The organism is Rhodococcus opacus, from assembly GCF_012396235.1.
GTDB classification, from domain to species: Bacteria; Actinomycetota; Actinomycetes; order Mycobacteriales; family Mycobacteriaceae; genus Rhodococcus_F; species Rhodococcus_F opacus.
Window position 1 is genome coordinate 189,043 of sequence record NZ_JAAXPA010000009.1, and the last position, 16,121, is coordinate 205,163.

14 protein-coding genes are annotated in these 16,121 nt (G+C 67.9%); 10 read left to right on the forward strand and 4 right to left on the reverse strand.

The features are described from left to right. Window positions 1-44: 44 nt before the first annotated feature. The 4 genes from HGB39_RS14805 to HGB39_RS14820 all read left to right on the forward strand — a co-directional run bounded on the left by HGB39_RS14805 (window position 45) and on the right by HGB39_RS14820 (window position 4,658). Window positions 45-1,607: a long-chain-fatty-acid--CoA ligase gene (locus HGB39_RS14805; protein WP_005573930.1), complete on the forward strand. Its 1,563-nt coding sequence runs from the start codon at window positions 45-47 to the stop codon at window positions 1,605-1,607. After that, the gene (locus HGB39_RS14810; RefSeq protein WP_005573931.1) at window positions 1,604-2,032 is read left to right on the forward strand and encodes a YchJ family protein; all 429 of its coding nucleotides are present in this window, start codon (window positions 1,604-1,606) and stop codon (window positions 2,030-2,032) included. Before HGB39_RS14805 ends, HGB39_RS14810 begins: the two co-directional genes overlap by 4 nt. 24 nt (window positions 2,033-2,056) lie before the next feature. Continuing rightward, window positions 2,057-2,659, forward strand: a complete 603-nt coding sequence (locus tag HGB39_RS14815) for an AMIN-like domain-containing (lipo)protein (protein ID WP_005573933.1) — start codon at window positions 2,057-2,059, stop codon at window positions 2,657-2,659. Window positions 2,660-2,759: 100 nt separating this feature from the next. Further along, window positions 2,760-4,658 carry an ABC transporter ATP-binding protein gene (locus tag HGB39_RS14820; protein ID WP_005573934.1) on the forward strand — a complete coding sequence of 633 codons (1,899 nt, stop codon included), beginning with the start codon at window positions 2,760-2,762 and terminating at the stop codon, window positions 4,656-4,658. Here HGB39_RS14820 and HGB39_RS14825 read toward each other — a convergent pair. Together HGB39_RS14825 and treS are read right to left on the reverse strand one after the other, a co-directional pair. Continuing rightward, on the reverse strand, window positions 4,639-6,042 hold the full coding sequence (locus HGB39_RS14825) for a maltokinase N-terminal cap-like domain-containing protein (RefSeq protein ID WP_005573935.1): 1,404 nt from the start codon (window positions 6,040-6,042) through the stop codon (window positions 4,639-4,641). The two genes, HGB39_RS14820 and HGB39_RS14825, sit on opposite strands and share 20 nt — an antisense overlap. Further along, complete coding sequence (gene treS, locus HGB39_RS14830) at window positions 6,039-7,895, reverse strand: maltose alpha-D-glucosyltransferase (RefSeq protein WP_005573937.1); 1,857 nt, start codon at window positions 7,893-7,895, stop codon at window positions 6,039-6,041. Before treS ends, HGB39_RS14825 begins: the two co-directional genes overlap by 4 nt. A 152-nt stretch (window positions 7,896-8,047) precedes the next feature. On the opposite strand from treS, the gene HGB39_RS14835 reads away from it, so the two are divergent. After that, the gene (locus tag HGB39_RS14835) at window positions 8,048-8,599 is read left to right on the forward strand and encodes a mycothiol transferase (protein ID WP_005253766.1); all 552 of its coding nucleotides are present in this window, start codon (window positions 8,048-8,050) and stop codon (window positions 8,597-8,599) included. Between the two features lie 86 nt (window positions 8,600-8,685). Beyond that, on the forward strand, window positions 8,686-9,318 hold the full coding sequence (locus HGB39_RS14840; protein WP_005573939.1) for a hypothetical protein: 633 nt from the start codon (window positions 8,686-8,688) through the stop codon (window positions 9,316-9,318). Between the two features lie 37 nt (window positions 9,319-9,355). Here HGB39_RS14840 and HGB39_RS14845 read toward each other — a convergent pair whose 3' ends face one another. After that, window positions 9,356-11,116, reverse strand: coding sequence for a DEAD/DEAH box helicase (locus HGB39_RS14845; RefSeq protein WP_064080490.1), 1,761 nt, complete (start codon window positions 11,114-11,116; stop codon window positions 9,356-9,358). Window positions 11,117-11,224: 108 nt separating this feature from the next. Here HGB39_RS14845 and HGB39_RS14850 point away from each other — a divergent pair, with 108 nt between their 5' ends. From HGB39_RS14850 to HGB39_RS14865, 4 genes are all read left to right on the forward strand, one after another. Beyond that, entirely contained in the window at window positions 11,225-12,022 is a 798-nt protein-coding gene (locus HGB39_RS14850; protein WP_005253763.1) for a carbon-nitrogen hydrolase family protein, read from the forward strand. A 59-nt stretch (window positions 12,023-12,081) separates the two neighbouring features. Continuing rightward, window positions 12,082-12,711, forward strand: a complete 630-nt coding sequence (locus HGB39_RS14855; protein ID WP_005253762.1) for a phosphoribosyltransferase — start codon at window positions 12,082-12,084, stop codon at window positions 12,709-12,711. Window positions 12,712-12,810: 99 nt separating this feature from the next. Next, the gene (locus HGB39_RS14860) at window positions 12,811-13,515 is read left to right on the forward strand and encodes a DUF8548 family protein (RefSeq protein WP_005564759.1); all 705 of its coding nucleotides are present in this window, start codon (window positions 12,811-12,813) and stop codon (window positions 13,513-13,515) included. Between the two features lie 139 nt (window positions 13,516-13,654). Next, window positions 13,655-15,442, forward strand: coding sequence for an AMP-dependent synthetase/ligase (locus tag HGB39_RS14865; protein WP_005564760.1), 1,788 nt, complete (start codon window positions 13,655-13,657; stop codon window positions 15,440-15,442). 51 nt (window positions 15,443-15,493) lie between these two features. On the opposite strand, the gene HGB39_RS14870 is transcribed toward HGB39_RS14865, so the two are convergent. Beyond that, window positions 15,494-16,117 carry an alpha/beta hydrolase gene (locus tag HGB39_RS14870; RefSeq protein ID WP_052023948.1) on the reverse strand — a complete coding sequence of 208 codons (624 nt, stop codon included), beginning with the start codon at window positions 16,115-16,117 and terminating at the stop codon, window positions 15,494-15,496. Between the last annotated feature and the right edge of the window lie 4 nt (window positions 16,118-16,121).

The window sequence follows — 16,121 nt, forward strand, 5'->3', positions numbered from 1 at the left end:
CTATTAGCCTGATGTGACTGACGTCACAGACGAGAGGTGGGCGCATGTCGGACGCCGACAACGAGATCATCTTCGACCGACTCGCGCACTGGGCGCAGGTCCGACCGGATGACGTCGCCGTGCAGTTCCAGGGCACCGAATACACGTGGTCCGGATGGCACGACCGGATCCTGCACATCGCGGGAGCCTTGGCGGAGGGCGGAATCGGGGCGGGCGACACGGTCGCGTTCGTCGACAAGAACCATCTGTCCTGCCTCGAGGTCACCTACGCCGCCTCGCTCCTCGGCGCGGCCGCCGCAGTCCCCAACTGGCGATTGGCCGGTGAGGAACTCGACTACGTGATCAACGATTCCGGGGCGCGGATCCTGTTCGTGGGCAACGAGTTCCTGCAACAGGTCATGGCACTGCGCGACCGGCTGACCGGCATCGAGCAGATCATCACCGTCGGCGGAGAGCACGACGAGTTCGAGCCGTGGCTCGCCGAGGCGTCCGTGCTGTCGTCGCCACCGGAGGTCGGAGCGGATGCGACCGCCCTGATCCTGTACAGCTCGGGAACCACCGGCAGGCCGAAGGGGGTTCAGCTGACCCACCGCAACCTGATCGCCCACAGCGCCGCCGTGCTCGAGATCCTGCCCGCGCGGCACGACGACTGCCTGCTTGTCGCCATGCCGCTGTTCCACGTCGGCGGCAGTTGCTACGCGATCATGGGCGTGCACGCCGGCGCCCGATGCCACTTCACCAGGGAGGCCGACGCCCCGTCCCTGTTCGGCGCGCTCGCGGCGGGTGCGAACATCGCGTTCCTGGTGCCGCCGGTGATCGCCGGAGTGCTGGCCGCGGGCGAGCAGGCCGTGGCCGCGTTCAGCGCGCTGCATCGCATCACGTACGGCGCGGCGCCGATGCCGCTGCCGTTGCTGCGCAGCGCGCTCGCGGCCTGGCCGGAGGCGGAGTTCGTCCAGGTCTACGGAATGACCGAGTGCGCGGGTGTCGTCACCGCTCTGCTGCCCGAGGTGCATCGCGACCCGGCGCAGGAGGAGAGGATGGCGTCGGCGGGCCAGCCCATTCCCGGTGTGGAGATGCGCATCGTGGACCCGGCCACCGCCGAGGACGTCGCCCCCGGCGAGACGGGGGAATTGTGGTGGCGTTCGGAACAACGCACGCCCGGGTATCTTGGCAAGCCCGAGGCGACGGCGGAGGCCGTCACCGCCGACGGATGGTTGCGCAGCGGCGACATGGGACGCGCGGACGCCGACGGTTTCGTGTTCATCGAGGACCGGCTGAAGGACATGATCATCACCGGCGGTGAGAACGTGTACTCCCCCGAGATCGAACGGGTGCTCGTCGAGCATCCGGCGGTGGCGGAGGTGGCGGTGATCGGCGTGCCCGACGACCACTGGGGTGAGACGGTCAAGGCTGTCGTGGTGCCGGTGACCGGGACGAGTATCGAACCGGACGAGCTGATCCACTACACCCGCCAGCGTCTGGCGAAGTTCAAGTGCCCGACGACGGTCGACATCGTCGATCTGCTGCCCCGCAACCCCACCGGCAAGATCCTCAAGCGGGAACTCCGCGCGCCGTACTGGAAGGACCGCGCCCACAAACTCGTGTGACCGCCGTCCATACTGGAACCGTGACCGCTCGATGCCCCTGCCTGCTCGGTGAACCGTACGACGAGTGCTGCGGGAGGTATCACCGCGGCGAGACCACGGCGCCCACCGCCGAACGCCTCATGCGATCACGGTTCAGCGCGTTCGCCGTGCTGGATGCCGACTACCTGCTCGCGACGTGGCATCCGAGCACGCGGCCCAGGACTCTCGACCTCGATCCGGAGCAGCGCTGGACCCGCCTCGACATCCTGGGCACGAGCGGCGGCGGACTGCTCGACACCACCGGCACCGTCGAGTTCCGGGCGCACTACGTACTGGACGGCCACCGCGAATCGCTGCACGAGAACAGCCGATTCGTCCGGGAGGACGGCAATTGGCTGTACCTGGACGCGATCGCGACGCCACGCCAGGGGCTTCCTCGTGTCTGATCGGCCCCGGCTTACGATCGGATCATGATCAACCACCGGATCGGTCCTTTCGCCGCGTTCGCCGCCTGCGCCCTGACCCTGACGCTCACCGGATGCTCGGAGTCGAACTCCGCCAGCAGTGTGGCGGCGACGTCACCGGCCGCGGCCGCCACCACCAGCAGCGCCCTCGAATCCGAGTCGGCGCCGATCCCGACGGACGCGTCGCCGAAATCGTCCGCGGCGTCCGAGTCCGCGAAGCTCACGGTCACCGACGTCCGCGTCGGCGAGCACGAGGGATTCGACCGCGTGGTGTACGAACTCGGCGGCAAGGGCACGCCGGGCTGGCGGGTCGCATACGTGGACAAGGCGGTGCAGGACGGCAGCGGCAAGACGATCCCGGTGTCGGGCAACGGCATCCTGCAGGTGCAGATCGACGGCTCGGCGTACCCGTTCGACAGCGATGTGGAGGGGTACTCGGGCCCCAACCCGGTGCCCGGTGTTCCCGGCGGCACGGTGACCGAGGTGAACGGCGCGCTCGTGTTCGAAGGTGTCACGCAGTCGTTCATCGGCGTGACCCGACCGGACCGTCCCTTCACGGTGTCGGCCCTGTCCGATCCGACGCGGGTGGTCGTGGACGTCGCGAAGTAGCGCTTCCCGCCCGCAGCTTGACCTCGAGTAACGTTGAGGTTCTACCGTCGTGTCATACCCCGGCTCTACCGTGGGGGGATAGCGACAGGAGGCCGCTGGCATGAGCATGGAAGTCACGGCGTGGAACGCGATGTACAACGCGATGCACGCCCAAGAGGATCGTCGACCCTTCTCCCGCACGACGTTGCGGCGGATAGCCCGATTCGCCCTGCCGCATCGACGCAGCCTCGGGTGGTATCTGCTGCTCAGCGTCGTCACGGCCGCGCTGGCCGTGGCCACCCCGGTGCTGGCGGGCCGTGTCGTCAACGCCATCGTCGGGGGCGACGCGGTGTCCGTCGTCGTGCGCCTCGCGGCGCTCATCGCGGTCATCGCCGTACTCGAATCCGCACTCGCCCTGTGGACGCGGTGGCTGTCCGCGAGCATCGGTGAGAACCTGATCCTCGACCTGCGGACCGCCGTGTTCGACCACGTGCAGCGGATGCCGATCGCGTTCTTCACCCGCACTCGCACCGGCGCGCTGGTCAGCCGCCTCAACAACGACGTGATCGGTGCGCAGCGCGCGTTCAGCGACACGCTGTCGGGCGTGGTGTCCAACCTCGTCACGCTCGGCATCACGCTCATCGTGATGATCGGGATCTCCTGGCAGATCACGCTGTGCGCGCTGCTGCTGTTGCCGATCTTCGTCCTGCCCGCCCGCAAGATGGGAGCGCGGCTGGCGCAACTCAATCGTGAGGCAGCCAACCACAATTCGGTGATGAGCACTCAGATGACGGAGCGGTTCTCGGCACCGGGTGCCACACTCGTGAAGCTGTTCGGCCGCCCGTCCGAGGAGTCCGCCGAGTTCGCGGTCCGTGCCCGGCGGGTACGGAACATCGGCGTCCGCACGGCGATGCTGCAGTCGGTGTTCGTCACCGCGCTCACTCTCGTGTCCGCTCTCGCGCTGGCGCTCGTCTACGGGCTGGGCGGGTTCTACGCACTGCGCGGACAACTCGACGCGGGTGCCGTCGTCGCGATGGCGATGTTGCTGACCCGGCTGTACTCGCCCCTCACCGCACTGGCCAGCGCACGCATGGACGTGATGAGCGCGCTGGTGAGCTTCGAGCGCGTCTTCGAGGTCCTCGACCTGAAGCCGCTGATCGCGGAGAAGCCCGACGCGGTCGCGGTGCCCGAGGGCCCCGTGTCGGTGGAGTTCGACTCCGTCGAGTTCGCATACCCCTCGGCCGACAAGGTGTCGCTGGCGTCGCTCGAAGAGGTCGCGACCCTCGACACCCGCGGCGGCGTCGACGTGCTGCACCAGCTGTCGTTCCGCGCCGAACCCGGGCAGATGGTCGCGCTGGTGGGATCGTCCGGAGCAGGCAAGTCCACCATCGCCCAACTGGTTCCCCGGCTCTACGACACAGACGCCGGCTCGGTGAAACTCGGCGGGGTGGACGTGCGCGACCTGACCGCCGACTCCGTGCGGGCCACCGTCGGCATGGTGACTCAGGACGGGCACCTCTTCCACGACACCGTGCGTGCCAACCTCCTGCTCGCCCGCCCGGGCGCCACGCCGGCCGAACTCGCGGAGGTGCTGGAACGGGCGCGGCTCACCGACCTCGTCGCCGCCCTGCCCGACGGCCTCGACACAGTGGTCGGCGAACGCGGCTACCGGCTGTCGGGAGGCGAACGCCAGCGGCTGACCATCGCGCGCCTGCTGCTCGCGCATCCGCGGGTGGTCATCCTCGACGAGGCAACGGCGCACCTCGACTCCACGTCCGAGGCCGCCGTCCAGGAGGCGCTGGGCGAAGCCCTCGCCGGACGGACCGCGGTGGTGATCGCGCACCGGCTGTCAACCGTCCGCGCCGCCGATCTGATCCTCGTGGTCGAGGCCGGGCGCATCGTCGAACGCGGCACCCACTCCGAACTGCTCGCCGCGGGCGGCCGGTACGAGGAGCTGTATCGCACTCAGTTCGACACGGGCACGGTGTCGTCCCCCACCCTCACCGAGGTACTCCGGTGAGTCTGCGAATGGCCGAGAGGGGCAGGCCGATCCAATGCGGGCGGTTCCGCGCCTCGTACACGGTCTCGTACACCGCCTTGTCGAGTTCGTAAGCCCGCAGCAACGCCGCCGCCTCACGCGGGTCGGTGCCCGACACGGAGGAATAGCCCTCGCAGAAGGCGTCGGCGTTGCGCTGTGCCCACTCCCTCGCGCGGAAGTCCCGCTGCGACGCCGCCCCCATCGCTCCCATCGGCACCGAATCGGCCAGCAGGTGGTGAGCGGCGTAGTCGAACGACCGCAGCATTCCCGCGACGTCCCGCAACGGACTGTCCCGTTCCCGGCGCTCGTCGAGCGTCTTGGCGGGCTCCCCCTCGAAGTCGATCAGCAGCCACCGCTCCGGCGTCCGCAGCACCTGACCGAGGTGGAGGTCGCCGTGAATCCGCTGGACGGTGGTGGCGCCCAGAGCTTCCGCCTCGGCGAACTTGCCCCGCACCGCCGAGGCCACCTCTCCCAGTTCGGGAACGATCGAGGTGGCGGCGTCCAGCCTGCGCGTCATCGCCTCCACGGTCGTCGACGCCACCTGTCGTTCCTCCGCCCCGAGCGCACGCGCCAGGGTCGCGTGCACCTCGGCGACCGCGGCGCCCATCCGGTAGGACTCACCGGCGAAGTCCGTCCCCAACTCCGCGGCGTGGAGATCCGCTTCGATCAGGAGGTCGCGGACGCTGCCGAGCGCCATGCTCCACCCGTCCGCCGAGTTGGCCTCGAAATCCTGCACCATCGCAAGGGTGGTCAGAATCCCGGCCACGTCCGTCTCCATCCACGCCCGCAGCGTCGCCACGTACTCGCAGCCCGCCTCGGCGAGCGCGAGGTGGAGTTCGACGTCCGGGTTCACCCCCGGCGTGACCAGACGGAAGATCTTCATCAGGAGCTTCTCCCCCAGCACCACCGACGTGTTCGACTGCTCCGCGCCGAGCGTCCGCCCGCGGAGCCCCGCTTCGATCACCGTGCCCGGCACGGTCTTCAACTGCACCGGCCCGGAACCCTCGGCCTCCGACAGCAAGTCGGCATACAGGGTGATGATCTCGGCATCGTGCAGGCCGTCGTACGCGATCATGATGTTTCCGTCGCCGTCCGGCAGCGCCCACGGCTCGAGGTCCTCGGGTAGATGACTGCGGAACCCCAGCGGTATCTGGTACACCTGCGGCGGCCCCGCCTCGAACTCCACCGACACCAGGAGATGCTCGGCGGAGAAGCCGGAGACCGCCATCAGCTCGTGGCGCAGCAGGATCCGCACCGCCGAAATGGTGGTGCCCTTGGCGGCGAACCACCGCCGGTCCGGCAACCAACGGACGAGTTGCCGCTCGAGGGTCTCGTCGGGAATGCGTTCACTGCTGGGTTCGTTCACTGCTGCACCGCCTGTTCCGCTTCGCTGCTGACCGGGTGGCCGCTCACCGCGCCGTCGGACTTCGGATCCGGTTCCAGCGCAAACCAGAAGAATCCGTGACCGGGGAGTGTGATCATGTACCCGTCCTCCCCGATGGAGGGGAAGGGAACGGAACCGGTGAGCTCCACGGGAATTCGGCCGGCGAACTGGGTGAGGTCCAGGATCACCGCCTGCGGGAACCTGGACAGGTTGTTGACGCACAGAATGACGTCGCTGTACGGCCGGTCCTGGCTCGGCGGCGTCTCCCGAACATACGACAGGACGGCCGGGTTCGCGCTGCCGAGTTCGGTGAACGACGCCGTTCCGAACGCCGGATGCTGTTTGCGGACCTGGATCAGGCGCCGGGTCCAGTGCAGCAACGAGTTGGTCGAGTTCATCTGCGCCTCGACGTTCACCGACTGGTAGCCGTACGTGGGATCCATGATGACCGGCAAGTACATTCGCGCCGGGTCGGCGCGGGAGAATCCGGCGTTGCGGTCGGGAGTCCACTGCATCGGCGTGCGCACCGAGTCCCGATCGCCGAGCCAGATGTTGTCGCCCATGCCGATCTCGTCCCCGTAATAGAGGACGGGCGAACCCGGCAGGCTCAGCAGCAGCGCGGTGAACAGCTCGAGCTGGTTGCGGTCGTTCTCGAGCAACGGAGCGAGACGTCGGCGGATGCCGATGTTCGCCTTCATCCGCGGATCCTGTGCGTACTCGGAATACATGTAGTCGCGCTCCTCGTCCGACACCATTTCGAGCGTCAGCTCGTCGTGGTTCCGGAGAAAGATTCCCCATTGGCACGAGCTCGGAATCGGTGGGGTCTGCGCGAGGATCTCGGAGATCGGGAACCGGTTCTGCCGCCGCACGGCCATGAAGATGCGAGGCATCAGCGGGAAGTGGAACGCCATGTGGCACTCGTCGCCCACGTCCGGTTCCCCGAAGTACTCCACGACGTCCGACGGCCACTGGTTGGCTTCGGCGAGCAGTGCCCGCCCCGGGTACTCGGCGTCGATGACTGCCCTGCACTTCTTGAGAAACGCATGGGTCTCGGGCAGGTTCTCGCAGTTGGTGCTCTCCCGCTCGAACAGATAGGGCACGGCGTCCAACCGGAAGCCGTCGATTCCGAGGTCCAACCAGAACCGCAGCACGTCGATCATCGCGTCCTGGACGTCGGGATTGTCGTAGTTCAGGTCCGGCTGATGGGAGAAGAAGCGATGCCAGTAGTACTGCTTGCGCACCGGATCCCACGTCCAGTTGGACGTCTCCGTGTCGACGAAGATGATGCGCGCCTCCGGATACCCTTCGTCACGGTCCGACCACACGTAGAAGTCGCCGTACGGGCCGTCGGGGTCGGCGCGCGACTCCTGGAACCATGCGTGCGTGTCGGACGTGTGGTTCATGACCAGGTCCGTGATGACTCTGATCCCGCGACGGTGCGCCTGATCGAACAGCTGGACGAAGTCGTCGACCGTCCCGAACTCGGGGAGCACGGCGCGGAAGTCGCGGATGTCGTATCCGCCGTCGCGCAACGGCGAATCGTAGAACGGTGGCAGCCACAGGCAGTCGACGCCGAGCCAGGACAGGTAGTCGAGTTTGGACGTCAGCCCCCGGAGATCGCCCGTTCCGTCGCCGGAGGAATCGAAGAACGCGCGGACCAGAACCTCGTAGAACACCGCGGTCTTGAACCACTCGCTGTCCACCTGCAGTTCTCTGGCGTGGAAGAAGTCCTCGGACCGGGCCTCGATGATGTGGCCTTCCAGGTCGTGCTCCGGCGGGGCCGCGCCCTCCCCGGACGGGTCGGCGAAGGCCGACGACGAATCTTCCAGGGGCATAAGCACCTCGGTTCGCGACTCGATCACAGGAACAGGGGCGTTCCCCGGACACGTGCCTCGATCGTAGGTCGGTCCTGCCCGAACCGCTGGGGACGCGCGCAGCGTGTCGATCGAGGACAGTAGGTGTCCGCTATTGCCGCCACACTGGGTGCATGACCGAATCACCCAGCACCCAGAACCTCATCTCCGACGAGCGCGGACTCCTTCTCCTCATGCTGGACAACCAGCGCACCGCCTTCCGCAACGCGCTGTCCGGGCTGACCGAGGAGCAGGCCCGCAGTGTGCCCAGCGCCAGCGAGTTGAGCCTGGCGTCACTCCTCAAGCACGTGATCGACGGCGAGGAGGCGATGACCTCCCGCATCACCGGGGCCCCGCGCGATGTCGGCGACGATCCGGTGGCAGCGTGGATGGCCGCATGGAACGTCGCCGAGGACGAGACCGTCGACGTTCTCCTCGCCCGCTTGGACGACGCACAGCGCGCCACCGAGGCCGCGGTCGCAGCCGAAACCGATCTGGATCGCGACGTCGACCTGCCCGCCGACGTGGCGCAGTGGATGGCGTCGGGAGTCACCTTCACGGTCCGCTACATGCTGCTGCACCAGATCGAGGAACTCGCCCGGCACGCCGGTCACGCCGACATCATCCGGCAATCCCTCGACGGTGCACGCGCCGATACGCTGGCCGGCGGCGGCAGCTGGTCCTGACTGTTTCCACTCTCTCGGGTAAATTCTCCGCTCGGGCGCGCTGCAGAGCTGCCCGGACGAGACAACGAGGAGTTCAGGTGGACGGTATGAGCGTGATGCGACGCACGATCGCGGCGGCAACGGTCGGTATCGCGGCGACTTTCGGCCTCTCGGGCACGGCAGCGGCGGAACCGGCCACCCCGGACGTCCCCGGACTCGCCGAACTGCGCACCCAGGCCGACAAGCCCGAGGAGAAGGCCGCGGTCGAGGCGCTGGCCACGTCGACCGTGCTGCATGATGTCGCGGGCGCGTACACGCCGTTCCTCTACACCGCACCGACCGTGGGTTGCGGCACCGTCGCACCGGTCACGCTGACGCTGGCGTCGGGCACCACCGGGCCCACCGCCGAGGTGAAGGCCAACGAGATCAGCTTCCAGGCTCTCTCCGCGTACCCCGGTGTCGTGAAGTCGTCGGGACTCAACGTCGCGTGGATCAACACCAACACCGGCGCCAGCGGAATCCTGCCCCTCGACGGCGTCACCGACGGCGGCTACCCGGCGCTGAACAAGGTCGTGACGACGGGGCCGGGCACCGTCGTGGCATCGATCTTCGGCACCGTCGGTTACACCAACGCGACGTGCTACGTGCTGCCGACCGTCGGTTCGTTCTTCGTTCCCGAGGAGGGGCCGCTGCCCGCCGAGGCGGCACAGCCCGCCCCGGCTCCCGCTCCCCCGGCGTAATCGCCGGGGGATCCCGTTCGGGACGGCCGCGCGAGAACTACTCGCGCGGCCTTTTCCGGCTGTCCCGGTCGCGCTGGAACTTTCCGCCTGCCCGATCGTCGCGGCCACCGCGCGGCCGACCCGACGGCGGACCCGAATCGGGCTGCAGCTGAATCAGCACACCGGAGATCCGGGTACGGCGCAGGGCTTCGAGGGTCTCGCTGGACAGGTCGGCGGGCAACTCCACCAGGCTGTGGTCCGGGCGGATGCTGATGTGCCCGAAGTCGCTGCGCCGCAGCCCACCCTCGTTCGCGATGGCACCGACGATCGCACCGGGCACCACACGGTGCCGCTTGCCGACCGCGATGCGGTACGTCGCGAGCTCCTGGCCCTCCGGTCCACGCGACCGCGTCGGGGGGCCGTCGTCGAAACGGCGCGCCGGGCGTTCGCGGGGCTCACGCTCGCGGCGGGGCGCGGGCGGCGGTTCGGGCGCCATGAGGAACGCCTCACCGTCGCGCGACTGCACCGCGAGCGCGGCGGCGATGTCGGCGAGCGGGACGTCGTGCTCCTGCTCGTAGTCCTCGATCATCTTGCGGAACAACGCCAGGTTGTCGGACGTGAGGCTCTCGGTGATCGAGTCGCCGAACTTGGCCACACGCTGCGCGTTGACGTCGTCGACGCTGGGCAGCTGCATCTCGGCCAGCGGCTGACGGGTCGCCTTCTCGATGGCCTTGAGCAGGTGACGCTCGCGCCGCGCCACGAACAGCAGCGCCTCGCCGGCGCGCCCGGCGCGACCGGTGCGGCCGATCCGGTGGACGTACGACTCCGTGTCGTGCGGGATGTCGTAGTTGACGACGTGGGAGATGCGGTCCACGTCCAGACCACGCGCGGCCACATCGGTGGCCACGAGGATGTCGAGGGCGCCGCTCTTGAGCTGGCCGATGGTCCGTTCACGCTGCGCCTGCACGATGTCGCCGTTGATCGCCGACGCGGAGAATCCGCGCGAGCGCAGTCGTTCCGCGAGGTCTTCGGTGGCCTGCTTGGTGCGCACGAAGATGATCATCGCCTCGAAGTCCTCGACCTCGAGGACACGCGTCAAGGCGTCGAGCTTGCGCTGGTGCGCCACCTGGACGTACCGCTGCGAGATGTTGGAGGCCGTCGACGTCTTCGACTTCATCGTGATCTCGACGGGGTCGTGCATGTACTGCTTCGAGATCTTGCGGATGGCCCCCGGCATCGTCGCCGAGAACAGCGCCACCTGCTTGTACTCCGGAGTGTCGGCGAGGATGCGCTCGACGTCCTCCTGGAAACCCATCTTCAGCATCTCGTCGGCCTCGTCCAGGACGAGGTACGAGAGCTTGGACAGGTCGAGCGTGCCCTTCTCCAGGTGGTCGATCACCCGACCGGGCGTGCCCACCACGACGTGAGCGCCGCGCCGCAGCCCCGACAACTGGACGCCATAGCTCTGACCGCCGTAGATGGGCAGGACGTGCAGGCCCGGAATATGGGCGGAGTACTTGCCGAACGCCTCCGCGACCTGCAGCGCCAGTTCCCTCGTCGGCGCGAGAACCAACGCCTGCGGCGACTTCTGCGTCAGGTCGATCTTCGAGAGGATCGGTACCGCGAACGCAGCGGTCTTGCCGGTGCCGGTCTGCGCCAGGCCGACGACGTCGTTGCCGGCGAGGAGGGGCGGAATGGTGGCTGCCTGGATCGGCGAAGGCGACTCGTAGCCCACATCGGACAGTGCCTTCAAGACCCGATCATCGATGTCGAGGTCGGCAAAAGTGGGGGGTTCGGGGTCACGCTCGATATCACTCATTGACCAGCAGTTTAGTGCACGAGTCCACAGTGCATCGCCACGCCGCGGAAATACGCGGCGACCGGGACGGGAGACACCTGCCGCACCTCGTCGCCTAGCGTGGACGGCATGGTCGATGTCGCTGTCATTCAGTTCGCTCCCGGTCAGGACAAGCAGGAGAACCTGCGCACCCTCCGCACGCTCGCCGCCGAGGCCGCGGGCCGCGGCGCGAAGGTGGTGGTGGCGCCGGAGTACGCGATGTTCACGGCGCCGAGAACGGACGAGCGGATCGTCGAGTCGGCCGAGGGCCTGGACGGCGAGTTCGTCAGCGGGCTGGCCGCGACCGCGAAGGAACTCGAGGTCCACCTGATTGCCGGGGTCAACGAGCAGTTGCCCGGGGACGATCACATCTCCAACACCCTCGTCGCGCTCGGACCGGGCGGCGACATCGTCGCCACCTACCGCAAACTCCACCTGTACGACGCGTTCGGCTACAAGGAATCCGACGTCATCCGCGCCGGGGAGATCGGCGCCCCGGAGACCTTCGCCGTCGACGGCCTCACGTTCGGCATGCAGACCTGCTACGACCTCCGGTTCCCCGAGGTCACCCGCCGCATCGTCGACGCGGGCGCCGACGTGCTGCTGCTGCCCGCACAGTGGGTGCCCGGACCGTTGAAGGAGGACCACTGGTCCACTCTCGTGCGGGCACGCGCCATCGAAAACACCGTGTACGTGGCCGCCGCCGACCAGAGCGCGCGCACCGGGGCCGGCAACAGCATGATCGTCGATCCGATGGGCGTGACCCTCGCCTCCCTCGGTGAGCGGGTGGGTACAGCGGTCGCGGCGGTCAGCGCGGAGCGGATCACCGAGGTGCGGGAGAAGAACCCCGCCCTCGCCCTGCGCCGATTCACCGTCAGCGAGATCTGAACGGCCCGATCGGGAGTAGCGTCGGAGACGAACCGTTCTCCTCGATCACGGAGCGTTCGATGTTGTACACCAGTCGCGCCGACGCCGGCCGCAGACTGGCCGCCGCATTGGAGCACCTGCGCGGCACCGATCTGGTGGTGCTCGGTCTGCCGCGGGGCGGCGTCCCCGTCGCGTTCGAGATCGCTGCCGCCCTGTCTGCGCCCCTCGACGTGGTCCTCGTCCGCAAACTGGGTGTCCCGTGGCAGCCGGAACTCGCCATGGGCGCCATCGGTGAGGGTGAATCCCGGGTGATCAACGACGACGTCATCCGCATCGCCCGGATCAGCAAGACCGCACTCGCCATGGTCGAGGCGAAGGAGCGCCGCGAACTCGAACGGCGGGCGCGGGTGCTGCGCGGCGGGAAACCGCGCGTGTCGCTCAAGGGCCGCACGGCCGTCCTCGTCGACGACGGCATGGCCACGGGCGCGACCGCGGCGGTGGCCTGCCAATCGGTGAAGAAGCTGGGCGCGGCACGCGTGATCGTCGCGGTCCCCGTGGCGGCCCCGGAGGCCGTCGGACGTCTGCGCGTGACCGCCGACGAGGTGGTCTGCCCGTACATCCCGGCCGATCTCGGCGGAGTCGGCAACGCGTACGACGATTTCCATCAACTCTCGGACAGCGAGGTCACAGACCTTTTGGCCCACCACTGACGGTGGTTCTCGAGGAATCTTCAGCTCCAGTGCAACGTTCCCGGAGGCCCTGTCGATACACCGGACAGAGCACAGAACAGACTGCCTTTGGAGGATCTCGTGACCGTCTCTGCCGATACCGTCGAAACCGTCGTCACCGCGTGCCTCGACCGATTGGGAGACCCGTCCGGCTGGGTCACCTCCGATGCCTACCGGCACAGCCTCGCTCTCTGCATCATCGAATCGGTGCAGTCGAGCGCCGGGCACAGCGAGGTCGCCGTCGTCGACCGCTATCTGGCGTACCGGCGGGCGCACCCCGATCAGCCCCTCACCGACGGCGCGCGCGACCTTCTCCGCACGTTCGAGGAGGCGGGCAGCTCGGATCAGTGGGCGGGCAAGGTCGGTTCGTACAAGAGGCGGTACTCCGCGACCGGTGTGCCGATCGAAGCGCGCCACATCCAGCTGGCGGCGGAGCGACTACACCAGCTCCGGATCAACAGCATCGACGACCTTCTCGAGGCCGCCCGGGACGAAGCCGCCCTGGAGCAGATCCACGACGCGTGGATCGAGGTGTGCGGTGAGAGCAGCGACGTCACGTGGGCGCATTTCCTGATGCTCGCCGGGATCCCCGGGGTCCGGCCGAATCGGGTGGCGGACGTGTTCATCAGCGGCGCGCTCGGCATTTCGGAAGCCACCGACGACGGCCTCGCCGAGGAGATTCTCGAGGCGACCGCCACCGAACTCGGTGTCGATCCGGACCAGTTGAACTACGCGATCCGGCGCTGGCTGTCGGCCAACTCGCGCCGTCTGGAAGAGGCCGCCTGAGTTATCAGTTTACGCCGAGTTACACTTATCTCCGCTGGTCAGACACGAAATACACATAACGGACATCGACCCTGGTGCGAAACTGGGACAAATGTGATCGAATGCACATCCGTCATGTCGTTTCAGTGGAGGGGTCATAGTGCGTGAATTCTCGGTACCGCAGTCGTTCTCAATTCCGGAGGACGCCTCCATGGCGGACACGGTCTTCCGTCATGCCGAGGAAGACCCGAAGTTCGTTCCGTTCAAGCGCCCCGGCAACGGTGGGTGGGTAGACGTCACCGCCGCGGAGTTCGCGGAGCAGGTCTCCGCCGTCGCGAAGGGCCTCATCGCTTCCGGCGTCGAGCTCGGTGACCGCGTCGCGATCCTGTCGGCGACCCGGTACGAGTGGGTCGTCATCGATTACGCGATCTGGACGGCAGGCGGGTGCACCGTCGCCATCTACGAAACGTCCGCACCCGATCAGGCCAAGTGGATCCTCGAAGACTCCGGCACGTCGCTGCTGGTCGTCGAGAACGCCAAGCAGGCCGACGCGCTGAAGGTCGTCACCGACGCCGCGCCGGACCTGCGTGAGGTTCTGCAGATCGAGGGCGGCGCGATCGACGAACTGTCGAAGCGCGGCGAAGGCGTCACCGACGAGCAGTTGCACGAGCGTCGTCACCAGGTGCGCGCGTCCTCCCCCGCGACCCTCATCTACACGTCGGGCACCACGGGCCGCCCCAAGGGCGTGCAGTTGACGCACTCCAACTTCTACGCGGAGTCCGCGGCCGTGAAGCTGGCGCTCAGCGACGCGATGTACGCAGGCAGGCGCACCCTGATGTTCCTGCCCCTCGCGCACGTCTTCGCCCGCGCCATCTCCTTCGGTGCGTTCGACGCCAAGGTCACGGTCGCGCACACCGCCGACCTCACCACGCTGCTCGACCAGTTCGCCGCGTTCAAGCCGCACTTCATCCTGTCGGTGCCGCGGGTGTTCGAGAAGGTCTACAACTCCGCCAAGCAGAAGGCGTACGACGGCGGCAAGGGCAGCATCTTCGAGAAGGCGTCCGCCACGGCCATCGCGTACAGCGAGGCGCAGGACAACGGCGGCGCCGGGCTGGGCCTCAAGCTCAAGCACGCCCTGTTCGACAAGCTCGTCTACTCGAAGCTGCGCACCGCCCTCGGCGGCGAGTGCGACCGCGCCGTCTCCGGTGGCGCCGCACTCGGTGCACGCCTCGGTCATTTCTTCCGCGGCATCGGTGTCCCGGTGTACGAGGGCTACGGCCTCACGGAGACGAGCGCCGCCATCTCCGTGAACACCACCCGCGCACAGAAGGTCGGCACCGTCGGCAAGCCGATCGACGGCCATGCCGCGAAGATCGGTGAGGACGGCGAACTGCTCCTGACGGGTCCCGTGGTGTTCGGCGGTTACTGGCACAACGAGCAGGCCACCGCGGATTCGATCCGGGACGGCTGGTTCCACACCGGCGATCTCGGCTCGATCGACGAAGAGGGCTACATCTCCATCACCGGCCGCAAGAAGGAAATCATCGTCACCGCGGGCGGCAAGAACGTCGCGCCTGCGGTCCTCGAGGACGCACTCCGCGCGCACCCGCTGATCAGCCAGTGCCTCGTCGTCGGTGACGGCAAGCCGTTCATCGGCGCGCTCATCACCCTCGACTCCGAAACCCTGCCGGGCTGGAAGGAACGCCACGGACTGGCCGCCGACACCCCGGTGTCCGAACTGGTGAAGAACCCCGACCTGGTCGCCGAGATCGACGAGGCCGTGGCCGAGGGCAACACGAAGGTGTCCAACCCGGAGCGGATCAAGAAGTACCGCATCCTCGAGGTCGACTTCACGCAGGAGACCGGTGAGCTCACGCCCACGCTGAAGCTCAAGCGGAACGTCATCCACAAGGAGCACGGCGCGGCCATCGAGGCCATCTACGCGTAGGCGGCTCCGCCGCCCGTGAGTGGTCGAGGAGTCCGGAGACTCCTCGACCACTCACGGGCGCGCAGCGCCGAGGATGAAGTCGCGGACCACCGCGGTCACGGTCGCGTGGACCTTCTCGTGGAGCAGGTCGTGTCCGGCGTCGTCGAACTCCCGGAATTCGAGGCCTCGTATCCCCGCCGCCCAGTCCCGGACGGGGTCGATCGGTGCGATGCGGTCGTCCACGCCGTGGACCGCGAGCAGCGGTATCCCGAGTGATTCGAGCGCATCCGCCGTCTGCTGCACGGCTGCGGTCTTCGGTGTCCCGCACAGAATCGCGCACCGGAAACCGGCGTCACCGGACGCGAGAAGTTCCATCGAGACCGCGGCACCGAGCGAATGCCCCATGAGCACGAGCGGAACATCCGGTGCGTGCCTGCCGGCGAGGCCGGTGAGAAGCGCGGCGTCCTCCGCCAGGTCCGCCACGGATCCCGGATGGTCGCCTTCGGACAGTCCGTGACCGGCCTGGTCGATTCCCCACACCCCGATTCCGGCGGGCGTGAGTCCGCGCGCGAACCGGTGGTAATGACCCGTGTGCTGCCCCATGCCATGGAGAAACACCAGCTGCGCGGCGGGTCCTCCCACCGCGCTCCAGTGCCGGTAGTGGACTCGTCCGGAGTGGCCGTCGAAGAAGGGCATGGCT

Coding starts and splice junctions, on each gene's coding strand:
- HGB39_RS14805 (WP_005573930.1), top strand. CDS start 45: ATGTCGGACGCCGACAACGAGATCATCTTCGACCGACTCGCGCACTGG.
- HGB39_RS14815 (WP_005573933.1), top strand. CDS start 2,057: ATGATCAACCACCGGATCGGTCCTTTCGCCGCGTTCGCCGCCTGCGCC.
- HGB39_RS14820 (WP_005573934.1), top strand. CDS start 2,760: ATGAGCATGGAAGTCACGGCGTGGAACGCGATGTACAACGCGATGCAC.
- treS (WP_005573937.1), bottom strand. CDS start 7,895: ATGCCCCTGGAAGATTCGTCGTCGGCCTTCGCCGACCCGTCCGGGGAG.
- HGB39_RS14835 (WP_005253766.1), top strand. CDS start 8,048: ATGACCGAATCACCCAGCACCCAGAACCTCATCTCCGACGAGCGCGGA.
- HGB39_RS14840 (WP_005573939.1), top strand. CDS start 8,686: ATGAGCGTGATGCGACGCACGATCGCGGCGGCAACGGTCGGTATCGCG.
- HGB39_RS14845 (WP_064080490.1), bottom strand. CDS start 11,116: ATGAGTGATATCGAGCGTGACCCCGAACCCCCCACTTTTGCCGACCTC.
- HGB39_RS14850 (WP_005253763.1), top strand. CDS start 11,225: ATGGTCGATGTCGCTGTCATTCAGTTCGCTCCCGGTCAGGACAAGCAG.
- HGB39_RS14855 (WP_005253762.1), top strand. CDS start 12,082: ATGTTGTACACCAGTCGCGCCGACGCCGGCCGCAGACTGGCCGCCGCA.
- HGB39_RS14870 (WP_052023948.1), bottom strand. CDS start 16,117: ATGCCCTTCTTCGACGGCCACTCCGGACGAGTCCACTACCGGCACTGG.